Raw genomic sequence first — 23995 nt, forward strand, 5'->3', positions numbered from 1 at the left:
CGCGGGATTTTTATCGGCTGGAACAAGCTCACTGTCAACGGCAAAACCTACGATCGCTGGCACATGACCGGTGGCGAGCAGGTCGTAAAAGAGGCCAACGGAATTACAATAGCGAACTCAGCCGGATTGGGCGTCCTGATCACGGCCCCAAAGATCGTCTGGACTGGCACAAAACGCGACGAGACGCTGATTGAGGAAGCACGGACGATGCGCTTCTCACCTGCCCCTCCTGGAGCATTCGCTCGCGTAGATTTCACGTCGGAGCTGAAGGCCGTGGGCGGCGACACGGTCTTTGACGGTGACCCGGAGCACGCGGGGCTGCACTTTCGGCCCACGGATGCGACCGATCGGGCCAACACGGTCTATCTCTACCCGAAAGCCGAGGCCAATGCGCACAAGGACCGCGACTATCCGTGGGTGGGGATGACCTACACCGCGGAGGGCCAGAAATACAGCGTTGTCATGCTCTCGCACCCGAGCAACCCGGGTGGCACGGCGTGGTCGGCGTACCGCAACTACGGGCGGTTCGGGGCATTCTATAAAACCGCGATCAAGAAAGACGAGACGCTGAAGATTCAGGCGCGGTTTGTGGTCTACAAAGGCGAGCTTCCCAGCCCCGAGGCGATCCAGGCGCTCTGGAATGGCTATGCGGGAAAGAAAGAGCCCCTTGCCGCCAGTACTCGCAAGCCCGCCGAGCAGCCTGCCCCCAAAAAATAGGCCTCGTTCTCATAAGCGCGGGGAGCGGGGATTTTATGCTAAGATAGGGACTAATGCAGGAACTGGAAATTAAAGGGTGGCGCAACGGTTTGCTCATCGTGCTACCTGAAGCGGATAACTGGGATGGCGTGCGCTCGTCGCTGGAGGCACGCCTTAATGAGGCAAAAGATGCGCGGACATTCTGGCGGGGCGCACAAGTCACGCTGGATTTTGGCAACCGCGAGCTGAGTTTAGAGGCTGTTGAGGAGCTCTGTAGCTGGCTCCGGGAGTTCTGGGGCCTGATTCCTCTGGCCGCTGTCGCGCCCGATCCTCAGACACAAGCGGCATGTGAGAAGCTAGTACTCAAGACCTACGAAGTTCTGCCCACGATCCAGAAAGCAACGGCAGACCGAGAGGCCAGTGAGCAGCCAGCGCCACAGATGGCGCGTCCAGCTCCGCCCAGCAGCGAGCTCAACAATGCCCTATATCTCTTTCGCAGTGTACGCTCTGGTCAACGCATCGAGCACAGCGGCAACCTGGTGATATGCGGCGATGTGAGCGCGGATGCCGAGGTGGTGGCCACAGGCGATATTATTGTCGTCGGGAAGCTACGGGGACGGCCTCACGCCGGGTGCCAGGGCGATGAGAGCGCTAAGATCGTGGCCAGCGAGCTACGAGCGCCGCAGCTGCGCATTGCGGGCAAGATCGCGGCGGCTCCCCATGAAGAGGGGCTGCGCACCGAAAAGCGCTCCGCGGAGGTAGCGAGAATTGAGAACGGCGAGATTCACGTTTTCCCGTTATAATGGCCAGGAATTGTGTTAAGAAAGTAAAGAGAGTGTTATTAGGATGGCAGATGCGCGAGTAATCGTGATTACCTCAGGAAAAGGCGGCGTGGGCAAGACAACCACGACAGCCAATCTTGGGATGGCCCTTGCGGAGCTTGGAGAAACCGTTGCGCTGGTAGATGCCGATATCGGCTTGCGTAACTTGGACTTAGCTTTAGGGCTCGAAAATAGAATTGTCTACGACATCGTCGATGTGGTGGAGGGCCGCGCCGATGCTCGCAAGGCACTGGTGAAAGACAAGCGCAAGTCCAATCTGGCGTTCTTGCCCGCCGCACAGACCCGTGATAAGTCTGCCGTGAGTGAAGATCAGATGCGGCAGGTGATCCAGGACATTAAAGATCTGGGTTACACCATGATCCTGATTGACTGCCCCGCGGGAATTGAGCAAGGCTTCAAGAACGCGACGGCAGGAGCGACCGAGGCGATCGTGGTCACCAACCCCGAGATGTCAAGTGTCCGGGATGCTGACCGCATTATCGGGCTCTTGGAAGCGCAGGGCCTGCACGATTCCATGCTAATCGTGAACCGCATCCGTCCCAAGATGGTGCGTGAGCAAGAGATGCTCGATGTCTCGGATGTACAAGAAGTTCTGGGGACATCGGTCAAGCTGATCGGAGTGGTGCCAGATGATGAGAGCATTATCACCTCCACCAACCGGGGCGAGCCCGCATCCATGACCCCCGACTCGCAGGCTGGTCAAGCGTACCGTAATATTGCCCGGCGACTCCGTGGCGAAGAGGTTCCTTTCATGAACATCATGGAGGAAAAAGAGGCCAACAGCGGCTTCTTCGATCGTATCCGCAAGCTTTTTGGCGGTAAATAACGAGGCCCAGGATGACACTGCTAGACCGAATTTTCGGCAGACATGAAGACAGCTCCAAGTCCGTCGCCAAGGATCGTCTCAAAAATATTTTGATGCACGACCGTGCTGATATTCCCCCACATATCATGGAAAAGATGCGGATGGAGATTATCGCGGTCATTGCCAAGTACATCGAGATCAATGACAACGATCTCAAAGTGGATCTGGAGCGTGCGGATAGTGAAGTGGCGCTGGTCGCCAATATCCCCATCCGGCGCATTAAGGGCTAGAAGGGCTCGTCAGTCGGTAGACTTGATAGCGATTTCGTTCCGGGACAGCGTAGTCCGGAGCGAAGGCCCGAACGGGTACGACCGTCCAGCCACGTGCCTGGAGCCCTGCTCCGATTCGGTGGAACTCCTCCCAGCCCTGAAGCACCACCAAGAAGCCACAGTGTTTCTCTCTTACGAGTGCCTCAACCGCATCTAAGCGCTTCTTGCCCATACTAGGCTCCGTAAAGCGCTGGTTCAATAAGATAGCCGCCGGGGTCTTGAGGCCCACCATGTCCACCAGCTTTTTGTGCCCCGCAAAGCCCATGTAGCCCGCATCGTGGAGCAGGAGTGGCCCCTCTTCGTCGGGAATGGTGTCGCAGAACTTTGTGAGGCCATCCAGCTCGATTGACACTTCCTGGTGCCAGCCCTCGTAGGTGCCCCAGTGGGTGGGAAAAGTGAAAAGCCCCTGTGCGAGCACCAGCGCCGCCCCGATGCTTCCTGCCTGCCCCAGAGATTTTTTCAGCTTCCACAGTGATGCGCAGCCCAGCCAGAGGAAGGGAAGTAGGACATAGAGATAGCGGTGGTAGTACTGCAAGAGAGCCATCGGCAAGCTCTGCACATAAGCCGCAATCAGTGTCGCGGCGAAGAGTAGCCCAATACGCCCGAGGCTCGTGCGCACAAGAGCGGGAAGAAATACCACACAAGTGCCCAGCAACGCTGCAAACGTCCCTAGGTGCCGCCCTGCGATCGCCAGCTTCTCCCCTAGCGGCAGGCCCGACTCGGCAAAGTACGCTCGCTTGGCGGCGATGGTCTGTGGAATCACCGAGCCCGTATTGGCCCAGAGGAGCAGTAGAAACGGCGCAGTCGCCAGCAAGGCCCAGCCCAAAGAGGCCAGCTTACGCTCCCTCACCAGTAGCAGCACCGAGAGCACGATCAGCTCGGGGCGCAGAAACGGCAGGACTCCACAGAGCACGGCAAGAGCACGCGTGGGTTTCTCTTGGGAGGCGAAGACGAGCGTCCAAGTAACGCCCGCTAGTGTCAACCCTGTCTCCAGCCCATTGAGCATCTGAAACGGGGTCTGCGCGGCAAAGAGGCCCGCCAGCGTGAGCAGAACGGCTTGCCAGGGAGCCGCGCCGTGCACCCGTGCGAGGCGGAGCAAGCCAAGTCCATAGAGTAATATCCCCAGCCAGAGCGTCAGATTCAGCGCCGTCAGCGGCGGCAGAGCGAGGCAAAAGAGCGCCGTTAGGGCCACATGGAAAAGACTCGTCGAGCCACAGAGGGCGGCAGTGCCCACAAAATTGGGATCGGGCTTTCCGGAGACCAGCACCACCGCATTGTGCAGCGTGATATAGGCATCGTCGGTGGGGAAAACCGGGGTCTCGCCGTAGAGGAAGCGGTGAATATTAAAGGCAACCAGCACCACAAAGCCAACCAGCAGAGCCAGTACGGTATCCGTCGAGAGCGAGCGCGGTGTCTGAGGCGATAATTCGGCATCCATTACCTGGTATTTTCGGCAGGTTGAACACAGAAAATCAGAGAGAGCTAGTCCGTCCGGGCATCTCGGAGCCACTTGGCATGACCGTCTAAAAAGAGGCGGTTGCGTCCGCCCATGTGAACCGCGCGGCCTTTGAGTGCTGCGGGGATGGTGGCAATCGTCTTCGGGAAGTAGGGATCTACAGCCAGCTCCGCATCGGCAACACTCTCGGGAAGCCCGGCCTGTGGGTTGTTCGCCTGGCGCAGCTCGTCCACGGCCTGCTCGGGTGTCTTGCCCCAGAAGTTATCCAGCGGAACGGGGTTGTCGGGGCGATCAAAGCGCCAGAGCCAGTAGCGAGCGCCACTCTGCTCCACCTGCACCACGCCCGCCATCTTCCCTGCGACACTGGGACAGCTCAGAATCTCACGGTTTTTCAGGTAGGGATCAAGGACGGAGACCACCCAGCCCCCACGGGGATCACTGGTCGGCCAGGCAGCTCCCCATGGCTTGTAGCCCAGAGTGTTTTTCAAGTCCCGCCGGTCGGGCAGGCGCTCGTCGTAGTCCTGGGCGTACATCGCAAAGCCTAGCCCAAGCTGGTGCAGGTTCGAGACGCAAGTCGTCTGACGGGCTTTCTCGCGTGCCTGGGCAAAGACGGGAAACAAGATCGCGGCCAGAATCGCGATAATCGCGATCACGACGAGAAGTTCGATGAGTGTAAAGGCCCGTTGCACGGGCCTATGCTACCGCCGCCGCCGGTAAAACGCCATACCTCCACCAAGGCTTCCCAGCACCAGAAGCAGCAGAGACGAAGGCTCCGGTGCGCTACTCAGCGAGAGAACAAAGAGGCCATTGTTGCGATCTCCCGCCAGAATCGTCCCGCTGGGCAGAAACGGATAGTTGCCCCACTGCCCATTGAAGCTTTTTTCGGGAGCGAGATCATCCTGGTTGTAGGTATCAAAAAACGCAAAAGGCGTGAGTATAGCCTGAAGGTTTCGGGTGCCATCCCCGCGCAGTGGCAGTGTCGCCAGATTGGTTGTCCAGAGCGCCGAGAGATCAAAAACTCTTAGCCCGACGGTGTAGTTGGACTCAAAGAGCAAGCTGCCTTTTATGAAGAGATTGTGGTCAATGGCGATACTCGGGTGCTCGTAGTAACCTAAGTAGGCTGGATTGTCAAGATCTGCCAGATCCCAGATATGGGTTCGTGTGTTCTGCACTCCCGTGCTAAGCGCCCACTCATCAAACTCATCATTGACAATAAAGAAGCGATGATCCTCAGTGAGCTGCCCCTGGTGCGTGTAGCCAAGATTGGGATAGTTTCCCGTGGAGAGGCGAACCGGAGCACTATGATTGGTGAAGTTGACAACCTCTAGCCCACTGCCACCGCTACTATTGAGCACGATCTCCTTGCCCATGTGCGCTACGTCTGGCCCATGGTAGACGACGCTGGTACTATCGTGGACATACCCCAGCCCTGTGTAGTTCAGAACAGAGGTCGGGCTCAGTGGACTGGCAAGATTGACCACCTGCTGCTGTGCACTGGAGCCATTGAGATAGGCATGGCCTGTCATCTCATTGATCGTGATCGTGTGGGTATTGGTCACCCCATTGTAGGTGGTGTTAGGAGTCCAGCTCTGCGCCGTTGTTGCGCCACGCAGGCGGGTGAGATCGAAGATCTGCATCCCGTGGGCTCCGTTGCCATCCGAGACCACGTAGAGATGGTTGTTGTAGGTCTGAAGCTCACGCCAGGGGCTACTCCCCGTGTTGGTGGGCATTAGCCCCAGATAGACGGGCGCAGCAGGCGCTGTGACGTCCACAAACGCGGTGCCATTGCTGATGCCGTAGAGAGCGTACTCACGGCTGGTGGCAGGGTCTACCCAGCCCCAGATCGCGCTCCCTACCTCGCCGGTCTTGCCCGCAAGCGTGTCTATCGAGATGCGGGAGTGCATCTGCATGTTGCTGGACTGGAAACTCGATCCCATAGCAGCGCCACCACTGCCGCCGCTACTAAAGCCCCCACAGCCGCAGCTGCATCCCAAGCAGCTCCCCGTCGAGCAGTCACAAGCTGATGCTGTTCGCAACATAAGAATTGCGAGACAGAATACAGTAAAACAAAAACGCGTGAGAAACAACATAAAACACCCCTTCATCTTCAAGTGATCTCTTATTATCTCTCACACGTCTTCCCAGTGCCCGAGGCGGGATTCGAACCCGCACGCCCTTACGGACCGCAGATTTTAAGTCTGCTGCGTCTACCATTTCGCCACCCAGGCTGGTGCGAGATATTTTACGACGTTCTCGAAAAAGATGCCAACACAAAACGAGAAAACCGGTTTATTCTATGGTAATGTGGTGATAGTTAGGAAACGATGAGGAAACCAACCACACTCAAGGATGTTGCGGGGGCGCTGGGAATGCACAAGTCCACGGTCTCGCTGGCGCTCTCGGGAAAAGGGACGATCTCGGCGGAGACGCGCAAGCGGGTCAGTCAGGTCGCGAAAGAGCTAGGCTACGAGCCCAATGTGCTGGCACAGCGGCTGGCACGGGGCACGGAGACCGCCACGGTACAGATTCTCAGCGGTGTGCTCGACGTGGGGCTTGCCACCGAGAAGATCCTGCTCATCCAGCAAGAGCTCAGTGCACACGGCTTTGAAGTGCCCCTCTACACCTGGCACTCGCACAGTACCTCGAAAGAAAACAGCGAGCGGCAGGCAGCCCAAGTCCGCAGTCTCTGCCGACAGCGGCCCCGTGCCATTGTCTGCGCGGTGCAGCGCCTGCCGAGCGCTATCTTACAGGAGCTAGATGGCTATCAGGCACGCGGTGGGATCGTGATTAGCTACGACATTGAGGTTCCCTACGAGTGGGACCAGATTATCTTTGACCGTGAGGAGAATGCCTACCGCGCTGCAATGTACTTACTGGAGGCAGGCCATCGTAAGCTGGGGCTGGGAATGTCGCACCTGCGTGAGCCACTCAGCCCCACAGACCCTCAGGCTCACCGGCTCCGCGGCTTTCAGAGAGCGCTTGCGGAGTACGACATCCCGTTTCGGCCTGAGTGGCTCTTTCACACCAGCACGTATGAGCGCGGCGGTGCTGAGCTGGCCAAACAGTTTCTGGCGCTCAGTGATCGCCCCACAGCGCTCTCCATCGTCAATGACTACATGGCCATGGCCTTGATGACTGAGCTGAGCCGTGCGGGGGTGCGCCTGCCCGAGGATCTCAGCCTGATCGGCCACGACAACCAGCCCATCGCCGCGTACTGCCCTGTTCCCCTCACCACACTGACACAGCCCACGGATAGAATCGCGGAGGCGGTCGTTACGCAGCTCCTAGAGCGACTTCGCGGAGGCGATGCCACTCCGAAGCGCCTAGTGATTGAAAGCCTTCTCGTCGAGCGGGAAAGTGTTGCGCGTCTGTAACGACATAGAGAGGAAAACGAGATGTTTCGTCAAGCCGTTACCTGGAAGACCATCTTAGATCAGCCTGCGGGCTGGTACAAGACCGCCGAGGCGCAAAAGATCGCGCAGAATGTCCTACTTTATCAGCATGTCAATGGCGGCTGGGAGAAGAACCTGGACATGCTCAAGCCCCCCAAGACGCCTCCTAAAGAGACGACGATCGACAACGGGGCCACGACCACGCAGATTGAGTTTCTCGCACGCGTCGGCACGCCTGAGTTTCAGGCCGCAGCGCTCAAGGCCATTGACTATCTTCTCGGCGCACAGTATCCCAATGGGGGCTGGCCACAGTTCTGGCCCCTCAAAAAAGGCTACTACACCCATATCACGTTTAATGATGATGCCATGACACGGGCACTGACCGTTCTGCGCGATGTGGCACAAAACAAGCCTGTCTACACTTTTGTGGATGCCGGACGACGGCAGAAATGCGCCGCTGCCGTCACCAAAGGCATTGCCTGCATCCTCAAGTGCCAAGTGGTGATTAAGGGCAAAAAAACCGCCTGGTGCGCCCAGCACGACGAAGTGACGTTTGCGCCCGCTAAGGCCCGCGCCTACGAGCTTCCCAGCCTCTCGGGGAGCGAGTCGGTGCATATCCTGCGCTTTCTGATGGGCGATAAACCCACACCGCAGCTTACGGAGGCGATAGAGGGTGGCGTTGCCTGGCTCAAGGTCAATCAGCTCACAGGGATTCGTATCGAGAAGAAAAACGGAGATGCGTTTGTCGTGCCAGACCCGGCAGCTCCCCCACTCTGGGCACGCTTCTACGACCTAGAGACCGGCAAGCCTTTTTTCTGCGGACGCGATGGCATCAAGAAAAACAGCATGGCGGAGATCGAGAAAGAGCGCCGCACCGGCTACTCCTGGTATACCAACCGGGGAAACCAGCTTCTCAAAGACGACTACCCTGCCTGGAAAAATCATGTTAAACCTAAGCCGTCGTGAGCTCTTACTGTCCTCAGGAGCCCTGCTCCTCCCTCCCTCGGACGACCCTCCAACCCTCTGGCTGATCGGGGACTCGACAGTAAAGAACAACACCAAGGGGCAGCAGGGCTGGGGAACGGCTCTGCCTGCTCTTTTTGATGCCACCAAGCTCAAAGTCAGCAACAAAGCCCTCGGTGGCCGCAGTAGCCGTACGTTTCTGACCGAGGGCCTCTGGGATGCCATGGCAAAAGAGCTGAAAAAAGGCGATATCGTGGCCATGCAGTTCGGGCACAACGACGGTGGTGATACGTTCAAAGGAACCCGCCCCCGCGCCTCGATCAAGGGCAACGGCGAAGAGACCGCGACGGGCGTTGTTGAGGCCACGGGAAAAGAAGAGACGGTGCATAGCTACGGCTGGTACTTAAGAAAGTACATCACCGAGGCCAAGGCCAAAGGCACGGTTGTGGTGGTCTGCTCCCCGATTCCGCGCAATATCTGGAAAGACGGTAAAGTCGGGCGCGCCTCGGGTGATTACGGCAAGTGGGCCAAAGAAGCGGCTCAGCAAGAGAAAGTCCACTTTCTGGATATCAATACGCTCATCGCGGATCGCTACGAGCAGCTCGGCGAAGAAAAAGTCGTGCCCCTCTTCTTTGGCGACCACACCCACACCAGCCCCGAAGGTGCCGCCCTCAACGCGCAGATTGTCGCTGAGGGCCTCAAGAAGCTCAAGCTCCTCCCCTAGTGATCAGGTTCTTCGTTGGGGTCACCATACTCTAGCTCAGAAGTAGGAACAAAGTTAGCGACCTTGAGCTGCCGTCGAAACGGCACGCCTCGGTTCATCCCCTCGATGCTCACATCAAAGACAAAGGTCTGGAGTGGGACGAGCGCCACGCCTCCCAAGGTCACGGGGCGGTGTACGAGATAAATCGGAGCCCACGGGGTGCAGAAGAAGTGCCCCATCCGCTTGCCATTGGGCTTCTTGGCGAAGCTGATATCGCCACGCGTGTAGGCAGCCTCAAGCTCTGCTTGGATTGCCAAGGTCTTCTCGGGGGCCGGATCATGCAGCCAGAGAAGACGGATCGCCTCGCGTGCCTCAGTGTCTCGCTTGAACTTCTCCCGGCTCAGCGGATCGGTGAGAGCCCAGGGATCAAAGCCCATCTGATTTGGCAGAGCACAGGGCGGAGGCGATACGGTGACGGGCAAGACTGTCGGAACCTGCGTGGCACGCTCGGGTAAGGCAACAAGCTGGCCAACCAGATAGAACTGCTCGATGGCAGCTTTAACATGCTCCTCAACCCGCTCGTGAACGTCCTGGCTTGGGTTGATGCCATGCATATCGTCGGCGTAGCGAGCCTGCGTGGTTGCAGCGGCGAAGTGCTGGCGAATCATGGCAAGCTGCCGCTCTTGCTCAGGCCCCGTCGGGGCGCTCGTCTCTAAAAATGCCATCGCTGCCTGGGCATGATCTCGAATCGCCCGCATGGCGTGGATCATTCCCTTCAGGTGCGTGTTCGGGCAAGGTTCGACCTCACTCCAAGCGGGAAGCGGTGCGGGAATGGCGACATCCAGCACAAAGGCAGGGTTCACCCGCGCCTGCCGCGCCCGCCGCAGCCACGGCTCCACCGGCTCGTAGAAGCGCATGACCTGATCCGCCGTGATGGGTGGAACAAAGCCGACCGTGCTCGGGTGGGTCTGGTAGTCGGCGTCTAAGAAAGCATTGCCCAGTGTCTGCAAGACAAAGGCATTCCAGGTACACGCCCCAACCGCCTGCTGTGAGGGCACAAGTGTCCATGGCGTTTCCCCATCCGCTCGCCCGGTCAAACGCTCCTGTTCTAGCTGATCAAGCAGCTCAAAAACAGAAAGACTGGCACGACGATAGGCTTCAAGAGTATCTGCGCTTATTTCGCCGCACATAACGGCGTAGATTTTCGTTAAAAGAGAAGGTTTTTCTGGCATCGTTAGGAATTAGTACCGCGAAACGCCAAAAAGTTGCATCATTCCCTCTCATATCTTAGTACCCGTCCTGGTGTTTCTTAGGATCGTAGCCCTTGAAGTCTCGACACAGGGTGATATACCAGCGCTTGACAGGCTTATCGTAGCCAGGGCGGGTGAGGAGAATCGGGGGGAGCGGCTCGACAGAGGCAAAGTACTTCTTGGCAATTTCGAGGCTGCCTTTTTCGTCTTCCACATCGTTAACCAGGACGATACTCTTGCCGATCAGGGCTTTCTCATCCGTCCAGAGCCGGTAGTTGTCCCAGCGCACATTGAAGTAGAGGCCATTGGTCTGAGGCTGACCGGGCAGGTAGAACGCCATCGCGGAGTTGACCCGGTAGGTCACACTACCGTAGGCCACTTCCCTGCCCTCGGCCTTGAGCTTCTCGCCTGCCGCCGCCGTTTTAGTCATCAGCTCAGGCCAGCCGTAGGTCTCGTTGAGCTTGATGAAGGGCGCGGCGGGAAGGGTCAGGCCCAGCACGCCAGGCAAGCCAGGGAAGAAGGCGAGCGTGATCAGAAAAAGATTCAGCACGATGCTCGCTAGGGGGAGGGAACGTTTGCCGTCACGCCAGAGCCGGTCAAAGAGCACGGCGACGGGCAAGAGGCTTGTGAGATGCATGGTCGTTGGCCAGTTGATCTCCAGTTTTGACCGCAGCGACGTGTAGACACAGATTGCCAGCAGCGGGAGCGTAAAAGCGAGTGCGAAGGCACGGGGGGCATCATCGCGGATGAGCTGCTTGCTCTTAACCAGCGCCCAGAGTGTCAGACACCAGGCAAGTGGGCCGATAAAGAGTGCCTGGCCCGCCAGAAAATCCCCGAACCAGCGGCCAAAGGCGGCATCGGTGTGGCGCTGCGAGAGGGTCTTGATGTGCAAGGAGAACATCTGCTCATGCTGCTTGTCCCAGAGCCAGTAGGGCAACAAGCCCAGCACCGCGATTCCAAACGCCAGATAGGGATGCGGCGTCTTGAACCACTTGCGATAGCCCGGCACGAGGGCGAGGAGCAATAGAACGCCCGGCGCGAACGTGAGCATGGTCAGCTTTGAGGCGACTCCAAGCCCGACAACGACACCGACCGCGTACCAAAGAACAGGCTTGTTCTCTTGCAACGTCTTGGTGAGCAGCCAGAGCGCGACTGTCCAGCAGAGAACCAGCGGGCTATCATAGGTGGCCAGCAGGCTCCCGGCGGCGTAGAGTGGCGCAAGGCTCATCAGGAGCAGCATCCACCATGCCACACTCTCTCCCAGCCAGCGCCGCGCCGTTAAGAAAGTCAGCCACGAGCCGAGCGCTGCAAAGACAATCGGCACCAGGCGAATTCCTAGGTGCGTGTGGCCCGCAATCAGCGTCCCGAGCTTGATACAGTACGCAATCCCCGGTCCCTGGTCGTAGTAGGAGAGATCTAAATGGCGGCTCCACTGCCAATAATACGCTTCATCCCAGGCGAGGCCAAGCTGTGTACCGTAAAACAAGCGAAAGAGCGTTAGAGCGCCAATCAAAAATAGCGCAGAGCGGGCAGTACTCGTCATTCGGCGATGAGCTTGACTTGATCAGGCTTGGTGAGCTGGATCTCCGTACTGCCTTTGTAGTCCTCAAACTTACCCGAGATCAGCACGCGCTTGCCTTTTAGAGCTTGCATATCGGGGAAGTCCGCGTAGTTTTTCACACGGAGAACGGCTGTCAGGGCATTTTTGTAGTTTTTGTCGAAGTTCAGAATTACCAGGCCATTGGTCTTAGGGGAGAACACCTTCACCACCGTGCCCTCGAACGCGCCCTCTTTACCGACTAGCTTCTTCGCTCCCGCCAGGTCGGACGCCTTTAGCGCCTTGGTCACGGGGCTATCGCTCGCCTTCACACTGCCAAACTTGGCGGTCTTAGAAGCCACACTTGCCTGTGGCTTGGCGGGCTCTTGCTTGGGTTTTTCGTCTTGGGCAAGAACAAACGGGACAGTACAGGCGCACAGGGCAGCCATAAGGGCAAAACGGAGCTTGAACATGCCCCTATTGTACTACAATGATCTCGCGCAGCGAAATCCGGTGTCGTCTCAAGTCGCTTTTGCTCCCTCGATTCCCCGCTCGTAGGTGCGGCAGCCACGCTCACTGTAGCCCACCGCGCCGCCTTTAATAATGCGCTGTTCTCTGTTGCCATTGGCATAGCCCTGCACCCACTCCCAGGCATTTCCCGCCATGTCCTGGCAGCCGTAGGGGCTTGTCCCCGCAGGCACCGACCCGACAATTCGAACGCGTGACGGCTTCCCGCAGGCGAGCTTCTGAGTGGGCTTGGGAGCCCTAGGCGCGACCTTGGTCTTATCCCACGTGTTGCCCCACGGAAAGACACGACCATCGGTACCACGGGCGGCTTTCTCCCACTCGTCCTCGGTGGGGAGGCGCTTGCCTGCCCACTTTGCATAGGCTTCGGCTTCGTCGTAGGTGATGCCCGTTGCGGGGAGCTTGGCCTGACTGAGATCGAATGTATGGGCGGGCCGAAAACGCGCAAACTCGGCGTTGGTAACTTCAGTCCGGTCTATAAAAAAGCCAGGAAGCATGACAGAGTGCCGGGGCTGACGTTCTTCGTCTGTGTCAGGGTCATCGCTACCCACGAGTGCAGCTCCGGCGGGGATCAGCACCATTCCCTCAGGCGTCGGTGGGAGGGGTGCGGGGGTGCGCGTGCAGCCCACTAGAAACAACAACACCGCACCTATTCGCAAAGAGGCTTTCATAGACTCTCTACAGATACGATGCGGTGGAAAGTTCCGTCACGCAGGTTTTAGTTCTTGCGGCGGCGGGCCAGCGGTAGTAGACCAAGCAGCGCCAGGCTCAGGGTTGCAGGCTCAGGAACCGCGTTAGTGGGAGGGCAGTGAGGAGTGACCGTTGTCTGGGAGGACACCTGGGTACCCGACTTAAAGGTTGCAGTGCCAAGACTAGCACCAAAGTCCGTGTCGACGCGGAAGCTGACGGTACGTGCCTCGTCATCGTCATAGCCATCATCGAACTTGAGGCCCGTCGCGCCCGTTCGAGGGTCGGGGCTTACCCAAGAGTAGTTATTCGTTCCCACGAAGGAGTGTGGCACGATGCTATCGAAGACATCCTTGCAAATATCAAGAACCCAGTGACTCAGCGCAGGCTTCTTCCCGCTGGCCACCCGGTATTCCCAAAGATAAGAGCCATCATTCTGCTGAATCCCTGCTCCCAAATTGGTAACATTTTGAGCGAAGGCGGGGACAGTAGCAACGAGGCCAAGGGTCAGGGCAAAGAAAAGAGTTCGGATGTTCATTTGAGTCATTCTCCAGAATCAGGTGATGTGTTCTGAGAAAAGACATTAGCGAGTTCCATGCCAAAGCGTGCGTAAATCACTAAAAAATGTAAAAATTGCTAAATCCTGGCAAAAAAACAGTGCCACACGGAAGCTATAGCTAGCATACCGTGTGGCACGTATTCTAAAGTAGCGGTTAGTTCTTACGGCGACGAGCCAGTGGGAGCAAACCTAAAAGTGCAAGGCTCAGGGTCGCAGGCTCAGGGACACAGTGCGGACTGTGTTGTGGTGGGTCGGCATAAGCAGGAACCGCCATGATTAGGCCAATAGCGAGGGCCATAAAAACGATACGGGTGTTCATCTTAGTCATTCTCCAATCGTTAGATACGATCAGAAACCAGACCAAGCATCTTTCAGGCCAGCTCTAAATTGGTTCCACCAGATTATCCGTTAAAACCTATAAACTGGTAGTTTTAAGGATAATGAAGTAATCCACAGGGGTAAGAAATGTCAATAGCACCCGCACCAGCCCCGCTGCAGGCTCAGAGTCGCGCATGGCCCACATCTGGTGCGCACTCACCCCCGGTGAGATCTCAATCACATCGCGGCCATAGTGCATCCTCCCCACGCCGCTTTTCAAGAAGATCACCTGACCAGCCTGCGGCTGAAAGGCCGTATCGTCGGTCTCCCACACGCCACCGACAGCAAAATCTAAAGCAAGCTGCGCCGGGACGCGATCGAGGCCATCGAGCGTGACGTAGCGCAGGGAAACTCCACTGCCGTCCTCAAGCGCTTTTACCTCCAGCTCACTGGTGCAGTCCGCGACACGGCGAAGTGCGCGCTCCGCACGCATGGCTTGGTAGTTTTCTGGCGGCACGGGGCGGCCCAGCGGCAGCTCATCGCCTGGACGATATGGGCTCAGTTTGCCTTCTGAGCGGAGTACCACTGCCCCTTTTTCTTCACGATTGCTATCGCCCACAAAGCGACCGACTCCGAAGTAGGCTTGACTGATCTTGACGCTCACGAGCTCCGCCTGACCACGAACCAGATGTAGTAGCCGCGTCGTGCCACCAAACACTGTCACGCTCAGCTCCCCACGCCGAATCCGATGGGCTTGCAAGACAGGATAGTGCAGCGCATAGCTCTCTGGGAGCTTAGGCTTGATTGCGCCGGGCTCGCCGAATCTTCGTAGAAACTCCATCAGTGAGTAGCCATCGGTTGGCACTCGCTCTTGCAGAAACGCTGCCGCCTGCAAAAAGCGCGGCTCATCTAAGACCTTCCCCGCCCAGAGCAAAGGAATAATCAGCGACGAGGGCACCGTGCGCGTCCCTTGATCCTGCCGCCTTGAGAGTCCCGTCTCGATCGTCCCATCCGCATGAAAAAGATGCAGATTGAGCGTGAGATTGCGCCGCACCGCCTCTAAACATGCCTCGGTCTCGTAGCCACACTCCGCCAGGATCAGCAGTGACTTAGCGCAGATCGCATCGTAGACCCCGGCGCTCCGCTCGATCCAGGCGCTGTCGGCGTTGAGGTCAAAGCCCTCCGCAAGATAGCTCTGAATCACAGGGTGGATTTGCTCTGAGAGGTCGGGTAAGCACTTTTCTGCCAGCGCCAGCCCTGCGCTCATCACCCAGCGGTGGTTGGGCGTGTGAAAGCCACCCGTCAGTGTCCCCGCCACCATGCGACGCAAGAAGGCCTCCGTGCGGCTTCGTCCCCCTCCCCCGGCTCGTTCCTCGCCACCCCCTCCCAATAATGGGAGAGGGTTGGGTGAGGAAATCGCAGGACACATCGCCTGCAGGATGAAGCCCGCATCAGGACTGGAATCGAAGTTGCAGTCGCGCAGATCGGTGAGGCCGCTGGGCCGCTGGTAGGCTTCCAGATAGTCTAAGGCGCGAGAAACGGCCTCTAAATGATGGCCTGTGTAGAGGCACAAGGCGACTAATGAGCACGTGGCTCCGGGGTCGTCGAGACCCCAGTCGGCGCGGTGGATCGCGCCATCAGGCTTCTGGAGCGCCACGTAGGAATCACACTGGGCAAAGAGCGCTTTCTGCGCGGCTTCGAGAGAAAACATAGAGCCACATTCGGCGAGGCGCAGGAGAAAACCTCTGAGAAAAAGAAAGAAAGCGTTATGTCAAGAACCTCTTTTTCGCTCCCCGAAGCGCTACACAGCTATCTTCTCGCCGTCGGGACGCGCCCCGACTCCGTGCGCCTAGCCTTGCGCGAGGCCACCAATGCCCTCCCCAACTCCGGGATGCAGATCAGTGTCGAGCAGGGCGAGTTTATGGACCTGCTGATTAAGATTTCAGGCGCGAAGAAGTGCCTCGAAGTAGGCACGTTTACCGGCTACTCCGCGCTGGTGACGGCGCAAGCGCTGCCCGAGGATGGCAAGGTGATCTGCTGCGATGTCTCCGACGACTACACCAAGATCGGCAAGCCCTTCTGGGCACAGGCAGGAGTCGCCGATAAAATTGACCTGCGGATCGCCCCCGCTACCGAGACTCTCGATGCGCTTCTTGCCGATGGCCAAGCAGGGACGTTTGACTTTCTCTTCATTGATGCTGATAAAAATAACTATGACCACTACTATGAGCGCGGCCTCAAGCTACTCAAACCCGGCGGCTTAATCGGCATTGACAACACGCTCTGGAGCGGGAAAGTCATTGACGACGAAGTGCAAGATGCAGACACGGTGGCTCTGCGTGCCCTCAATGCCAAGATCCACGCCGACCCACGCGTGCAGGTCTCGATGATTCCCATTGGCGATGGTCTGACCCTCTGTCGAAAAAATTAATAACAACTGGAACTATTTTTCGAGATTCTTGTCTTTGATAGCGAGGATTTAAAACTATGTCAAATGTTCGTTTAGATGACCTGCTTGGCTATATCGCCCAAGGCCGCATCATGGATGCCATGAATGAGTTCTATGGAGATGGTGTCGTGATGGAAGAGCCGATGTACGGGCGCACCGAGGGCCTCGCCGCCAATCTCGTGCGCGAGGAGAAGTTTGTCGGTTCCATCAAGGAGTTCAAGAGCTTCGAAGTGCTACGAAAGGGAACGAGCGAGACCAGCGGCTTCTACGAGAGCACGATGGACTGGATCGGCGTAGATGGCGTCACCTACCATATTGAGCAAGTCGCGGTTCAGGAGTGGCAGGACGGCAAGATTGTCTACGAGCGCTTTTACTACAACATGGGCTAAAATCGGCCTAGGATGAGCAGTACCCGCGCCATAGGAACTCTGGGAGAAGAGGCTGCAATTGCCCACTTAGAGTGGCGCGGGCTACGGCTGATTGATAAAAATGTCCAGTTTGGCCCTAAGTCGGGCCTTAAAGGCGAGCTGGATATTATCGCCTGGGACGGCGAGACTCTGGTATTTATTGAGGTCAAGACCCGCCGTGGCCGTCCCGGACAGGTCGCTCCCGCAGAAAATATCACTGCCGCCAAGCGGCGCCAGCTTGCTCAGCTTGCCCAGACCTATGCTGCCCGTCATAGTCTGCTCGACGAAGATATCGGCCTACGTTTTGACATTGTTAGCGTCTTTTTGGGGGAGCAAGACCAGGTGCTCGCCGTTCACTACACCCGTGGTGCCTTTCTCGCAGGAGACTAATCTCAGTAAATTAGACTTGACGAACCCACGTTCGCACGATAGACTACATCCCGCACGGACGGTTGGCGCAGCGGTAGCGCGTCTCCCTGACACGGAGAAGGTCACAGGTTCGATCCCTGTACCGTCCACCTTTCGTACGAAGTGCCATGAGACTAAAGTCCCATGGCACTTTTGCTTTTTTCTGGCATACTAGGGGACAGTTTGCAATAAAGATAGGTTGAAAAGAATTTGTCAGCTCCCCCCCCCACCCAGCCATCCTCGTCCCCAACCTCCTCCACACGTCGTCAGCCCCAGCCAGACTGGTACCGTAAGCTCGCCGACTATGAGAAGCCAAGCACTCCACGTGCGGTTCGCCAGCTCCTCAACACTCTGGTTCCCTATGCGGGTCTCTGGCTTGCGATGACCTGGATGCTGAGGCACGGAGTGAGCTACTGGGGCGGCGTGTTCCCAACAGCCATTCTTGCCGGCTGCCTACTCATCCGCGTCTTTATCTTCTTCCATGACTGTGGCCACGAGTCGTTCTTTGCATCAGCGAAGGCCAATAAGTTCTTTGGCTATCTCTGTGGGATTCTCGTCTTCACCTCGTTTGAGGACTGGCGACGGCCCCACGCACGTCACCACGCCACCGCAGGCGATCAAGACCGACGCGGTGTGGGCGATGTGTGGACAATGACAGTCGAAGAGTTCAAGGCCGCGACGCCGTTCAACCGATTTCTTTACCAGGCCTACCGCATTCCGATCTTCATGTTCACCTTTGGCCCCGGTTTTATGTTCCTCATCGGCAACCGCTTCCCGCACCGGGGAACGAGCGCCCGCGAGAAAATCAGTACGCTCTACACCAATATTGGGCTGGCCGTTGTGGCGACCATCATGAGCGTTGCGATGGGCGGCTTTACGAACTACCTCTCTGTCCAGCTTCCGGTGATGCTCACGGCTGCCACGCTCGGCGTCTGGATGTTCTATGTCCAGCACCAGTTCGAGGGCACCTACTGGAAGCCGCACGACGAGTGGAGCCCGATTGAGGCCGCGCTTCAGGGCAGCTCGTACTACAAGCTCCCTAAGCTCATGCAGTGGTTCACGGGCAATATCGGCCTGCACCATATCCACCACCTGCGCCCCAGAATCCCCAACTACAACCTCCAGCGATGCTACGACGAGGTTCCGGCGATGCAGAACGTGAAACCCTTGACGGTTCTGGAGAGCATCAAGTCGCTCAACATGCACCTCTGGGACGAGAAAAACGAGAAGCTCATCAGCTTTCTTGAGTACTACCGCCGCAAAAACGCATAGTCAAAAAGCCGCCGGATAGCTCCAGGCGGCTTTTTCTTTTTTGTTCTTGGGTATACTAAGGTCGGCCCGACGATGTGTCCGATACTAAATACCAGACACACCGAAAGGATTTTTTTGTGCCCCGAACTCTTCATACTTACACTGTCACTCCCCGCCTCCCTGAGCGCCTCGCGCCGCTTCGGGAGCTGGCCTACAACCTGCGCTGGGCCTGGCACCCCGATACCCGCGCCCTCTTCGTCACTCTCGGGGGCGAGCCACTCTGGAAAGAGTGTGAGCACAACCCCGCCAAGCTCCTAGGGATGGTGCCTCAAGCAACCTACGACGCGCTTTCCCAGAGTCCCGAGTTTTTAGAAAAACTCGATGCTGTCTGGGCGGATTTCAGCGCCTACAAAAATGCTCCCGCCGACCCGCGCTGGGCGGGACTGGGAACCGTCGCCTATTTCTCCGCTGAGTTTGGACTCACCGAGAGCCTGCCGATTTACTCAGGCGGTCTGGGCGTACTGGCAGGCGATCATCTGAAAGCCGCCTCGGATATCAACCTACCGCTGGTCGCCATTGGGTTTCTCTACCAGAACGGCTACTTCCGCCAGAGCCTGAACGCCGATGGCTGGCAGGTCGAGCGCTACCCCTCTAACGATTTCTACACACTCCCCATCGAGCCTACCGAGAAAAAAATCGCCGTGCAGTTCCCCGGTCGCATTGTCCATGCCGCGATCTGGAAAGCGCAAGTGGGGCGCATCCCGCTCTATCTTCTGGACACGAATCTTCCTGAGAACGCCGACGCGGATCGGCACATTGCGGGCAACCTCTACGGCGGCGATCAGGAGACGCGCATTCAGCAAGAGCTCGTTTTAGGTGTGGGCGGTGTCCAGGCCCTCGCCGATCTCGGCATCACGCCGACGGTCTGCCACATGAACGAGGGGCACTCCGCGTTTCTGTCTCTGGAGCGGGCACGCCAGCTCCGCGACAAGACCGACCTGAGCTTCTCCGAAGCGACCAATGCCACCGCCGCCGCCCATCTCTTCACCACCCATACGCCCGTCCCAGCGGGCTTTGATATCTTCCCCGGCGAGCTGGTCTGGAAGTACTTCGGCGAGTTTGCTCCCAAACTGGGGATCTCGTTTGAGGAGCTTCTCGACCGAGGCCGTGCGCCCCAGATGGAACCGGGCAAGTTCAACATGGCGGTGCTTGCCTTCCGGCACGCCCGCTACATCAATGGGGTCAGCAAGCTCCATGGGCATGTCTCCCGTGAGATGGCCCACCCCGTCTGGCAGGAGTTCCCCCTCGACGAAGTGCCTATCGGCAGTGTCACCAACGGCATCCATACCCCAAGCTTTCTCTCCCGCCAGATGGCCGAGCTTCTGGAAGCACACGACAACAACCCGCTCGAGCTCCCGGATGAGGCACTCTGGAACATCAAGCAGGAGCGCCGTGAGATCCTGGTCAAGTGGGCTCGCACCTACCAGCGCAAGCGAGCTGAGCTGCGGAAAGCCTCGGATCGTGAAGTGGACGAGGCCGATAATATTCTCGACCCCGATGTTCTGACCATTGGTTTCGCACGGCGCTTTGCCACCTACAAGCGCGGCGATCTGCTGCTGCGCGAGGTCGAGCGGGTCAAGCGTCTTATCGCCCATGCCGACCGTCCCGTGCAGTTTGTCTTCGCGGGCAAGGCGCACCCTCGCGATGATGGGGGCAAGGAGCTGATCCGCCGCATTGTGCAGTTCTCCCACGATCCGCAAGTTCGGGGGCGCGTTGTCTTCCTAGAGGACTACGACATGGCGATGGCACGACGGCTGGTACAGGGCGTGGATGTCTGGCTCAACAACCCGCGCCGCCCCTATGAGGCATCCGGCACCAGTGGCATGAAAGTGGTGATGAACGGTGGCCTGAACTGCTCTATCTTGGACGGCTGGTGGGCCGAGGCCTACGCCGACAACGGCTCCGCTGTCGGCTGGGCAATTGGGCAGGGCGAGGACTATGCCGATCTGGCCTACCAGGACCATGTCGAGGCGCAGGCGATCTACCACTTGCTTGAGGACGAGATCGCGCCTTTGTTCTATGCCCGCGATGAGTTCGGTATCCCACGCGGCTGGGTCGCCAAGATGAAGCAGTCCATGCACAAGCTCGGGCCGGTCTACGACACGCGCCGTATGGTCACCGAGTATGCCACGACCTACTACTTGCCTGCCGCCAAGCGCGCTGCCAAGCTCGCTGAGAACAACTTCGCCCTTACTCGCGAGCTGGTTGTCTGGAAAGAGAAAGTGCGACACGAGTGGCCTCAAGTACGCCTAGACTCTGTCACCACCGACTCGGATCACCTGGAAGCGGGCCAGCAAGCCACGGTGCGTGCCGCGCTCTGGCTAGGCGAGACGCTCCTGCCGGGTGATGTGCAAGTCCAGCTCTACACCGGCCCTGTGGACACGGATCGCAACTTCCTCCACGCGGCAGGTATCCCTCTCACCTGCGAGGGCAAAGACGGCGGTGCATGGATCTACACGGGCCACCTGCCCACGGAGCACTCCGGTCAGCAAGGCTTCTCGGTGCGGGTGCTACCCTACCACCCCGAGGCTATTCTTCCCCAAGAGCTCCCGCTGATCGTCTGGGAGTAGCCTCCTCCCCCTGCCCTCCTCGCAATCCTGGGAGGAGGGCAGATACGGTAAACTCTTTGAGTGAGTTTTGAGCATTCTGAGATCGCGGTTTTAGGAGCCGGTTCCTGGGGAACGGCGCTGGCTCTCTTGCTGGCACAAGATGGTGGCGTGGTTCGGCTCTGGGATCGTACGGACACACAGATCGCGGCTCTGCTTGCGGAGCGGGAGAACCAGCGCTACCTGCCCGGACATCTTTTTCCTGAAAATCTCCACCCGACGGCGGATCTGGACGCAGCGCTTGCGGGGGCGAGCTGTGTGGTGGTGGCGGTGCCCTCCGCCGCAGTGGATGAAGTTTTAAGCCGAGCACAACTCGCAAACGGCGCCGATATTGTGCTGGCCGCCAAGGGCATTGACCCCGAGACACTAGAGCTTCCCTCGGATGTGACTGCGCGTCTTGCCCCCGGTCATTCTGTGGTCGCGCTCTCTGGGCCCAATCTCGCACGCGAGGTTGCCGCCGGGATTCCTGCCGCTGCTGTGGCGGCCAGTGGGGACGGCATGGCGGCGAGGCGCGTGGCGGAGCGCTTCAACCGAGCGACCTTTAGGACGTATGTCAGCGATGATCTAATCGGTGTCGAAGTGGGCGGAGCGGTCAAGAATGTCCTCGCCATTGCAGGCGGCATCTCGGATGGCTTGGGCTACGGCGACAATACCAAGGCCGCGCTCATGGCCCGTGGCCTGGCAGAGATGGCACGACTGGGTGTGGCACTAGGCGGCAAGCAAGAGACTTTCTATGGCCTCGCCGGTGTCGGGGATCTTATTGCCACGGCGGCCTCCAAGCTCTCCCGGAACTGGCGCGTGGGCCACGGCCTGGGTCAGGGCAAGGATCTCCCAGATATTCTCGCGGAGCTAGGCCAAGTCGCGGAAGGCGTCCCCACGGCACGCGCCGTCGCCAGACTCGCCACCAAGCACGGTCTCTTTCTCCCCGTCTGTAGCACCGTCGCCGAGCTACTTGAAGGAAGCCTCACGCCTCGGGAGGGTGTCGCCCGCCTCACTGAAAACCGCACTGCCAAAACGGAATAAGGAACACGGTAAACTAAAAGTCTATGTCTGTCCATGCTGAATCCCTGCCGCTTGCGCCGGAGCGCATGCCCTACATCAACCGTGAGCTCTCTTGGCTCGCCTTTAATTCCCGTGTCCTCGAAGAAGCCTGGGACACAACAAACCCCCTCTTAGAGCGCGTGAAGTTCCTCTCGATCTTTGGCAACAACCTGGATGAGTTCTTCATGATCCGCGTCTCCGGTCTTCAAGCACAGCGAAAGGCCCATGTCGCCGATGTCGCCGCCGATGGCCTTGCCCCGACTGAGGCACTGGATCAGATCGGGTTGGAGGTGGCAAAACTCTCTGCCCAAGCTCAAGACTGCTGGAAAGAGCTGCGCCGCCTGCTAAAGCGCAATCGGATTGAAGTGGTCGGCTATGAGTCTTTAAGTACCGAAGAGAAAAAAACCCTCAAGCGCTTCTTCGACGATGAAGTTTTCCCGACGCTGACACCACTCGCCGTAGATCATGGCCACCCGTTTCCGCATATCTCGAACCTCTCGCTCAACCTGGCAATCGTGGTCAATGACCCACAGCGTGGCCAGCGCTTCGCTCGGATGAAGATCCCCGCAAGCTTCCCACGCCTCATGAGCACGGAAGCGGGGGGAGAGACCACACGCTTTGTCTGGATTGAGGAAGTCATCGCCCATCACGTTGGGACACTCTTCCCTGGCCTCGAAGCCGTAGCGGTCTACCCGTTCCGCGTGACCCGTGATGCCGATATTGAGATCCAAGAGGACGAGACCGAGGACTTGCTACGGGCCATCGAGGAGGACATCAGCAAGCGCCACTTTGGCTTTGTCACCCGCCTAGAGGTCACCGAGGCAATGCCGGAGCACATCCGCAACCTGCTGATTGAGGGGCTGCAGATGGACTCTCGCAACCTTGTCGCCACCGGAGACGGTCTCGGCGGTGAGCTGGGTTACTCCTCGCTGATGGAGCTGATGAAAGTAGACAGGCCCGAGATCAAGGACAAGTCCTACGTTCCCCGGCTTCCCGCCGCCCTGAGCAACGGGGAGAATATCTTCAGCGCGATACAAGCAGGCGATGTGCTCCTACACCACCCCTACGACTCCTTCGCACCGGTTCTCGCTCTTGTAGAAACGGCTGCGCGCGACCCTCATGTGCTCGCGATCAAACAAACTCTCTACCGTGTGGGGGCCAACTCCCCCCTGATTCCCGCACTGATCACCGCTCGGGATGTGGACACGCAGGTTGCCGTGCTTGTGGAGCTCAAGGCACGCTTTGATGAGCAGAACAATATCGCCTGGGCACGCCAGCTAGAACAAGCGGGTGTCCATGTGGTCTATGGCCTGATCGGGCTCAAGACCCACTCCAAGTGCCTTCTGATTGTGCGAAAAGAGGCCGATGGGATCAAGCGCTACGTGCACTTTGGGACGGGCAACTACAACGCCACCACGGCCCGTTTCTACACCGACCTAGGCTTGCTGACCTGCGATGAGGAGCTGGGTGCCGATGTCACGGATCTCTTTAACTACCTCACAGGTTACTCACGCCAGACCAAGTTCCGCAAGATTCTTGTCGCGCCCATCAACCTGCGCCAGGAGATCGCCTACCGCATCCAGCGCGAGACCGAGCACGCCAAGGCAGGCCGCCCTGCCAAGCTAATCTTCCAGATGAACGCGCTAGTGGACCCCGAGATGATTGGCCTACTCTACGATGCCTCGCGGGCGGGCGTAAAAATCGAGCTGAT

At 58.4% G+C, this 23995-nt stretch carries 24 protein-coding genes and 2 tRNA genes; 15 read left to right on the plus strand and 11 right to left on the minus strand.

Going from position 1 to position 23995, the window contains the following annotated elements:
• The 4 genes from RMO15_RS04855 to minE form a co-directional block, all read left to right on the plus strand.
• The coding region (locus RMO15_RS04855; RefSeq protein ID WP_309708580.1) for a DUF6807 family protein at positions 1-717 on the plus strand (717 nt) is incomplete at its 5' end.
• 53 nt (positions 718-770) lie between these two features.
• Positions 771-1499 (plus strand): septum site-determining protein MinC, encoded by a 729-nt coding sequence (gene minC, locus RMO15_RS04860; RefSeq protein WP_309708582.1) that lies wholly within the window; start codon positions 771-773, stop codon positions 1497-1499.
• A gap of 43 nt (positions 1500-1542) precedes the next feature.
• Positions 1543-2364: a septum site-determining protein MinD gene (minD, locus tag RMO15_RS04865; RefSeq protein WP_309708585.1), complete on the plus strand. Its 822-nt coding sequence runs from the start codon at positions 1543-1545 to the stop codon at positions 2362-2364.
• A gap of 11 nt (positions 2365-2375) precedes the next feature.
• A complete protein-coding gene (gene minE / locus RMO15_RS04870) occupies positions 2376-2633 on the plus strand; it encodes a cell division topological specificity factor MinE (protein ID WP_309708588.1) in 258 nt (85 codons plus the stop codon).
• On the opposite strand, the gene RMO15_RS04875 is transcribed toward minE, so the two are convergent.
• The 4 genes from RMO15_RS04875 to RMO15_RS04890 form a co-directional block, all read right to left on the minus strand.
• On the minus strand, positions 2623-4110 hold the full coding sequence (locus tag RMO15_RS04875; protein ID WP_309708590.1) for a hypothetical protein: 1488 nt from the start codon (positions 4108-4110) through the stop codon (positions 2623-2625). The genes minE and RMO15_RS04875 overlap by 11 nt on opposite strands.
• A 44-nt stretch (positions 4111-4154) precedes the next feature.
• Positions 4155-4817: a DUF1559 domain-containing protein gene (locus RMO15_RS04880; RefSeq protein WP_309708594.1), complete on the minus strand. Its 663-nt coding sequence runs from the start codon at positions 4815-4817 to the stop codon at positions 4155-4157.
• Between the two features lie 9 nt (positions 4818-4826).
• Positions 4827-6065, minus strand: a complete 1239-nt coding sequence (locus tag RMO15_RS04885) for a choice-of-anchor B family protein (protein WP_309708596.1) — start codon at positions 6063-6065, stop codon at positions 4827-4829.
• A 208-nt stretch (positions 6066-6273) separates the two neighbouring features.
• Positions 6274-6356: transfer RNA gene (locus RMO15_RS04890), tRNA-Leu, on the minus strand.
• A 96-nt stretch (positions 6357-6452) separates the two neighbouring features.
• On the opposite strand from RMO15_RS04890, the gene RMO15_RS04895 reads away from it, so the two are divergent.
• Genes RMO15_RS04895 through RMO15_RS04905 form a run of 3 tightly spaced genes read left to right on the plus strand, consistent with a single transcriptional unit; the run spans position 6453 to position 9207 of the window.
• The gene (locus RMO15_RS04895) at positions 6453-7502 is read left to right on the plus strand and encodes a LacI family DNA-binding transcriptional regulator (protein ID WP_309708599.1); all 1050 of its coding nucleotides are present in this window, start codon (positions 6453-6455) and stop codon (positions 7500-7502) included.
• 21 nt (positions 7503-7523) lie between these two features.
• Entirely contained in the window at positions 7524-8486 is a 963-nt protein-coding gene (pelA, locus tag RMO15_RS04900) for a pectate lyase (RefSeq protein WP_309708601.1), read from the plus strand.
• A complete protein-coding gene (locus RMO15_RS04905; protein WP_309708604.1) occupies positions 8464-9207 on the plus strand; it encodes a rhamnogalacturonan acetylesterase in 744 nt (247 codons plus the stop codon). The genes pelA and RMO15_RS04905 overlap by 23 nt, the downstream gene beginning before the upstream one ends.
• On the opposite strand, the gene RMO15_RS04910 is transcribed toward RMO15_RS04905, so the two are convergent.
• From RMO15_RS04910 to RMO15_RS04940, 7 genes are all read right to left on the minus strand, one after another.
• Positions 9204-10418, minus strand: coding sequence for a hypothetical protein (locus RMO15_RS04910; RefSeq protein WP_309708607.1), 1215 nt, complete (start codon positions 10416-10418; stop codon positions 9204-9206). The genes RMO15_RS04905 and RMO15_RS04910 overlap by 4 nt on opposite strands.
• Positions 10419-10473: 55 nt before the next feature.
• On the minus strand, positions 10474-11979 hold the full coding sequence (locus RMO15_RS04915; protein ID WP_309708609.1) for a glycosyltransferase family 39 protein: 1506 nt from the start codon (positions 11977-11979) through the stop codon (positions 10474-10476).
• Positions 11976-12446 (minus strand): hypothetical protein, encoded by a 471-nt coding sequence (locus tag RMO15_RS04920; protein ID WP_309708612.1) that lies wholly within the window; start codon positions 12444-12446, stop codon positions 11976-11978. Before RMO15_RS04920 ends, RMO15_RS04915 begins: the two co-directional genes overlap by 4 nt.
• Before the next feature lie 48 nt (positions 12447-12494).
• Complete coding sequence (locus RMO15_RS04925) at positions 12495-13169, minus strand: SUMF1/EgtB/PvdO family nonheme iron enzyme (RefSeq protein WP_309708614.1); 675 nt, start codon at positions 13167-13169, stop codon at positions 12495-12497.
• 47 nt (positions 13170-13216) lie between these two features.
• On the minus strand, positions 13217-13723 hold the full coding sequence (locus RMO15_RS04930) for a PEP-CTERM sorting domain-containing protein (protein WP_309708616.1): 507 nt from the start codon (positions 13721-13723) through the stop codon (positions 13217-13219).
• A gap of 175 nt (positions 13724-13898) precedes the next feature.
• Positions 13899-14063, minus strand: coding sequence for an MYXO-CTERM sorting domain-containing protein (locus tag RMO15_RS04935; protein WP_309708619.1), 165 nt, complete (start codon positions 14061-14063; stop codon positions 13899-13901).
• 96 nt (positions 14064-14159) lie between these two features.
• Positions 14160-15773 (minus strand): hypothetical protein, encoded by a 1614-nt coding sequence (locus tag RMO15_RS04940; protein ID WP_309708622.1) that lies wholly within the window; start codon positions 15771-15773, stop codon positions 14160-14162.
• 57 nt (positions 15774-15830) lie between these two features.
• On the opposite strand from RMO15_RS04940, the gene RMO15_RS04945 reads away from it, so the two are divergent.
• The 8 genes from RMO15_RS04945 to ppk1 form a co-directional block, all read left to right on the plus strand.
• Positions 15831-16493 carry a class I SAM-dependent methyltransferase gene (locus RMO15_RS04945; RefSeq protein ID WP_309708624.1) on the plus strand — a complete coding sequence of 221 codons (663 nt, stop codon included), beginning with the start codon at positions 15831-15833 and terminating at the stop codon, positions 16491-16493.
• 56 nt (positions 16494-16549) lie between these two features.
• On the plus strand, positions 16550-16900 hold the full coding sequence (locus RMO15_RS04950; protein WP_309708627.1) for a hypothetical protein: 351 nt from the start codon (positions 16550-16552) through the stop codon (positions 16898-16900).
• 12 nt (positions 16901-16912) lie between these two features.
• Positions 16913-17308 (plus strand): YraN family protein, encoded by a 396-nt coding sequence (locus RMO15_RS04955; protein ID WP_309708629.1) that lies wholly within the window; start codon positions 16913-16915, stop codon positions 17306-17308.
• A 56-nt stretch (positions 17309-17364) separates the two neighbouring features.
• Positions 17365-17436: transfer RNA gene (locus tag RMO15_RS04960), tRNA-Val, on the plus strand.
• A gap of 100 nt (positions 17437-17536) precedes the next feature.
• The gene (locus RMO15_RS04965; RefSeq protein WP_309708632.1) at positions 17537-18598 is read left to right on the plus strand and encodes a fatty acid desaturase; all 1062 of its coding nucleotides are present in this window, start codon (positions 17537-17539) and stop codon (positions 18596-18598) included.
• A 116-nt stretch (positions 18599-18714) separates the two neighbouring features.
• Complete coding sequence (gene glgP, locus RMO15_RS04970; protein ID WP_309708634.1) at positions 18715-21207, plus strand: alpha-glucan family phosphorylase; 2493 nt, start codon at positions 18715-18717, stop codon at positions 21205-21207.
• A gap of 60 nt (positions 21208-21267) precedes the next feature.
• Positions 21268-22266: an NAD(P)H-dependent glycerol-3-phosphate dehydrogenase gene (locus tag RMO15_RS04975; RefSeq protein ID WP_309708637.1), complete on the plus strand. Its 999-nt coding sequence runs from the start codon at positions 21268-21270 to the stop codon at positions 22264-22266.
• Positions 22267-22289: 23 nt separating this feature from the next.
• Positions 22290-23995 (plus strand): polyphosphate kinase 1 (gene ppk1, locus RMO15_RS04980; protein ID WP_309708639.1); only part of this gene is annotated, 1706 nt, incomplete at its 3' end.

It is taken from the genome of Armatimonas sp., assembly GCF_031410135.1.
Lineage (GTDB): Bacteria > Armatimonadota > Armatimonadia > Armatimonadales > Armatimonadaceae > Armatimonas.

Bases quoted from the DNA above. Each gene is read 5' to 3' on its own strand.
- RMO15_RS04940 (WP_309708622.1), bottom strand. From the start codon at position 15,773: ATGTTTTCTCTCGAAGCCGCGCAGAAAGCGCTCTTTGCCCAGTGTGAT.
- RMO15_RS04925 (WP_309708614.1), bottom strand. From the start codon at position 13,169: ATGAAAGCCTCTTTGCGAATAGGTGCGGTGTTGTTGTTTCTAGTGGGC.
- RMO15_RS04905 (WP_309708604.1), top strand. From the start codon at position 8,464: ATGTTAAACCTAAGCCGTCGTGAGCTCTTACTGTCCTCAGGAGCCCTG.
- RMO15_RS04885 (WP_309708596.1), bottom strand. From the start codon at position 6,065: ATGGGATCGAGTTTCCAGTCCAGCAACATGCAGATGCACTCCCGCATC.
- minC (WP_309708582.1), top strand. From the start codon at position 771: ATGCAGGAACTGGAAATTAAAGGGTGGCGCAACGGTTTGCTCATCGTG.
- RMO15_RS04895 (WP_309708599.1), top strand. From the start codon at position 6,453: ATGAGGAAACCAACCACACTCAAGGATGTTGCGGGGGCGCTGGGAATG.
- pelA (WP_309708601.1), top strand. From the start codon at position 7,524: ATGTTTCGTCAAGCCGTTACCTGGAAGACCATCTTAGATCAGCCTGCG.
- RMO15_RS04930 (WP_309708616.1), bottom strand. From the start codon at position 13,723: ATGAACATCCGAACTCTTTTCTTTGCCCTGACCCTTGGCCTCGTTGCT.
- RMO15_RS04875 (WP_309708590.1), bottom strand. From the start codon at position 4,110: ATGGATGCCGAATTATCGCCTCAGACACCGCGCTCGCTCTCGACGGAT.
- RMO15_RS04950 (WP_309708627.1), top strand. From the start codon at position 16,550: ATGTCAAATGTTCGTTTAGATGACCTGCTTGGCTATATCGCCCAAGGC.
- minD (WP_309708585.1), top strand. From the start codon at position 1,543: ATGGCAGATGCGCGAGTAATCGTGATTACCTCAGGAAAAGGCGGCGTG.
- RMO15_RS04955 (WP_309708629.1), top strand. From the start codon at position 16,913: ATGAGCAGTACCCGCGCCATAGGAACTCTGGGAGAAGAGGCTGCAATT.
- minE (WP_309708588.1), top strand. From the start codon at position 2,376: ATGACACTGCTAGACCGAATTTTCGGCAGACATGAAGACAGCTCCAAG.
- RMO15_RS04935 (WP_309708619.1), bottom strand. From the start codon at position 14,063: ATGAACACCCGTATCGTTTTTATGGCCCTCGCTATTGGCCTAATCATG.
- RMO15_RS04945 (WP_309708624.1), top strand. From the start codon at position 15,831: ATGTCAAGAACCTCTTTTTCGCTCCCCGAAGCGCTACACAGCTATCTT.
- RMO15_RS04920 (WP_309708612.1), bottom strand. From the start codon at position 12,446: ATGTTCAAGCTCCGTTTTGCCCTTATGGCTGCCCTGTGCGCCTGTACT.
- RMO15_RS04915 (WP_309708609.1), bottom strand. From the start codon at position 11,979: ATGACGAGTACTGCCCGCTCTGCGCTATTTTTGATTGGCGCTCTAACG.
- RMO15_RS04910 (WP_309708607.1), bottom strand. From the start codon at position 10,418: ATGCCAGAAAAACCTTCTCTTTTAACGAAAATCTACGCCGTTATGTGC.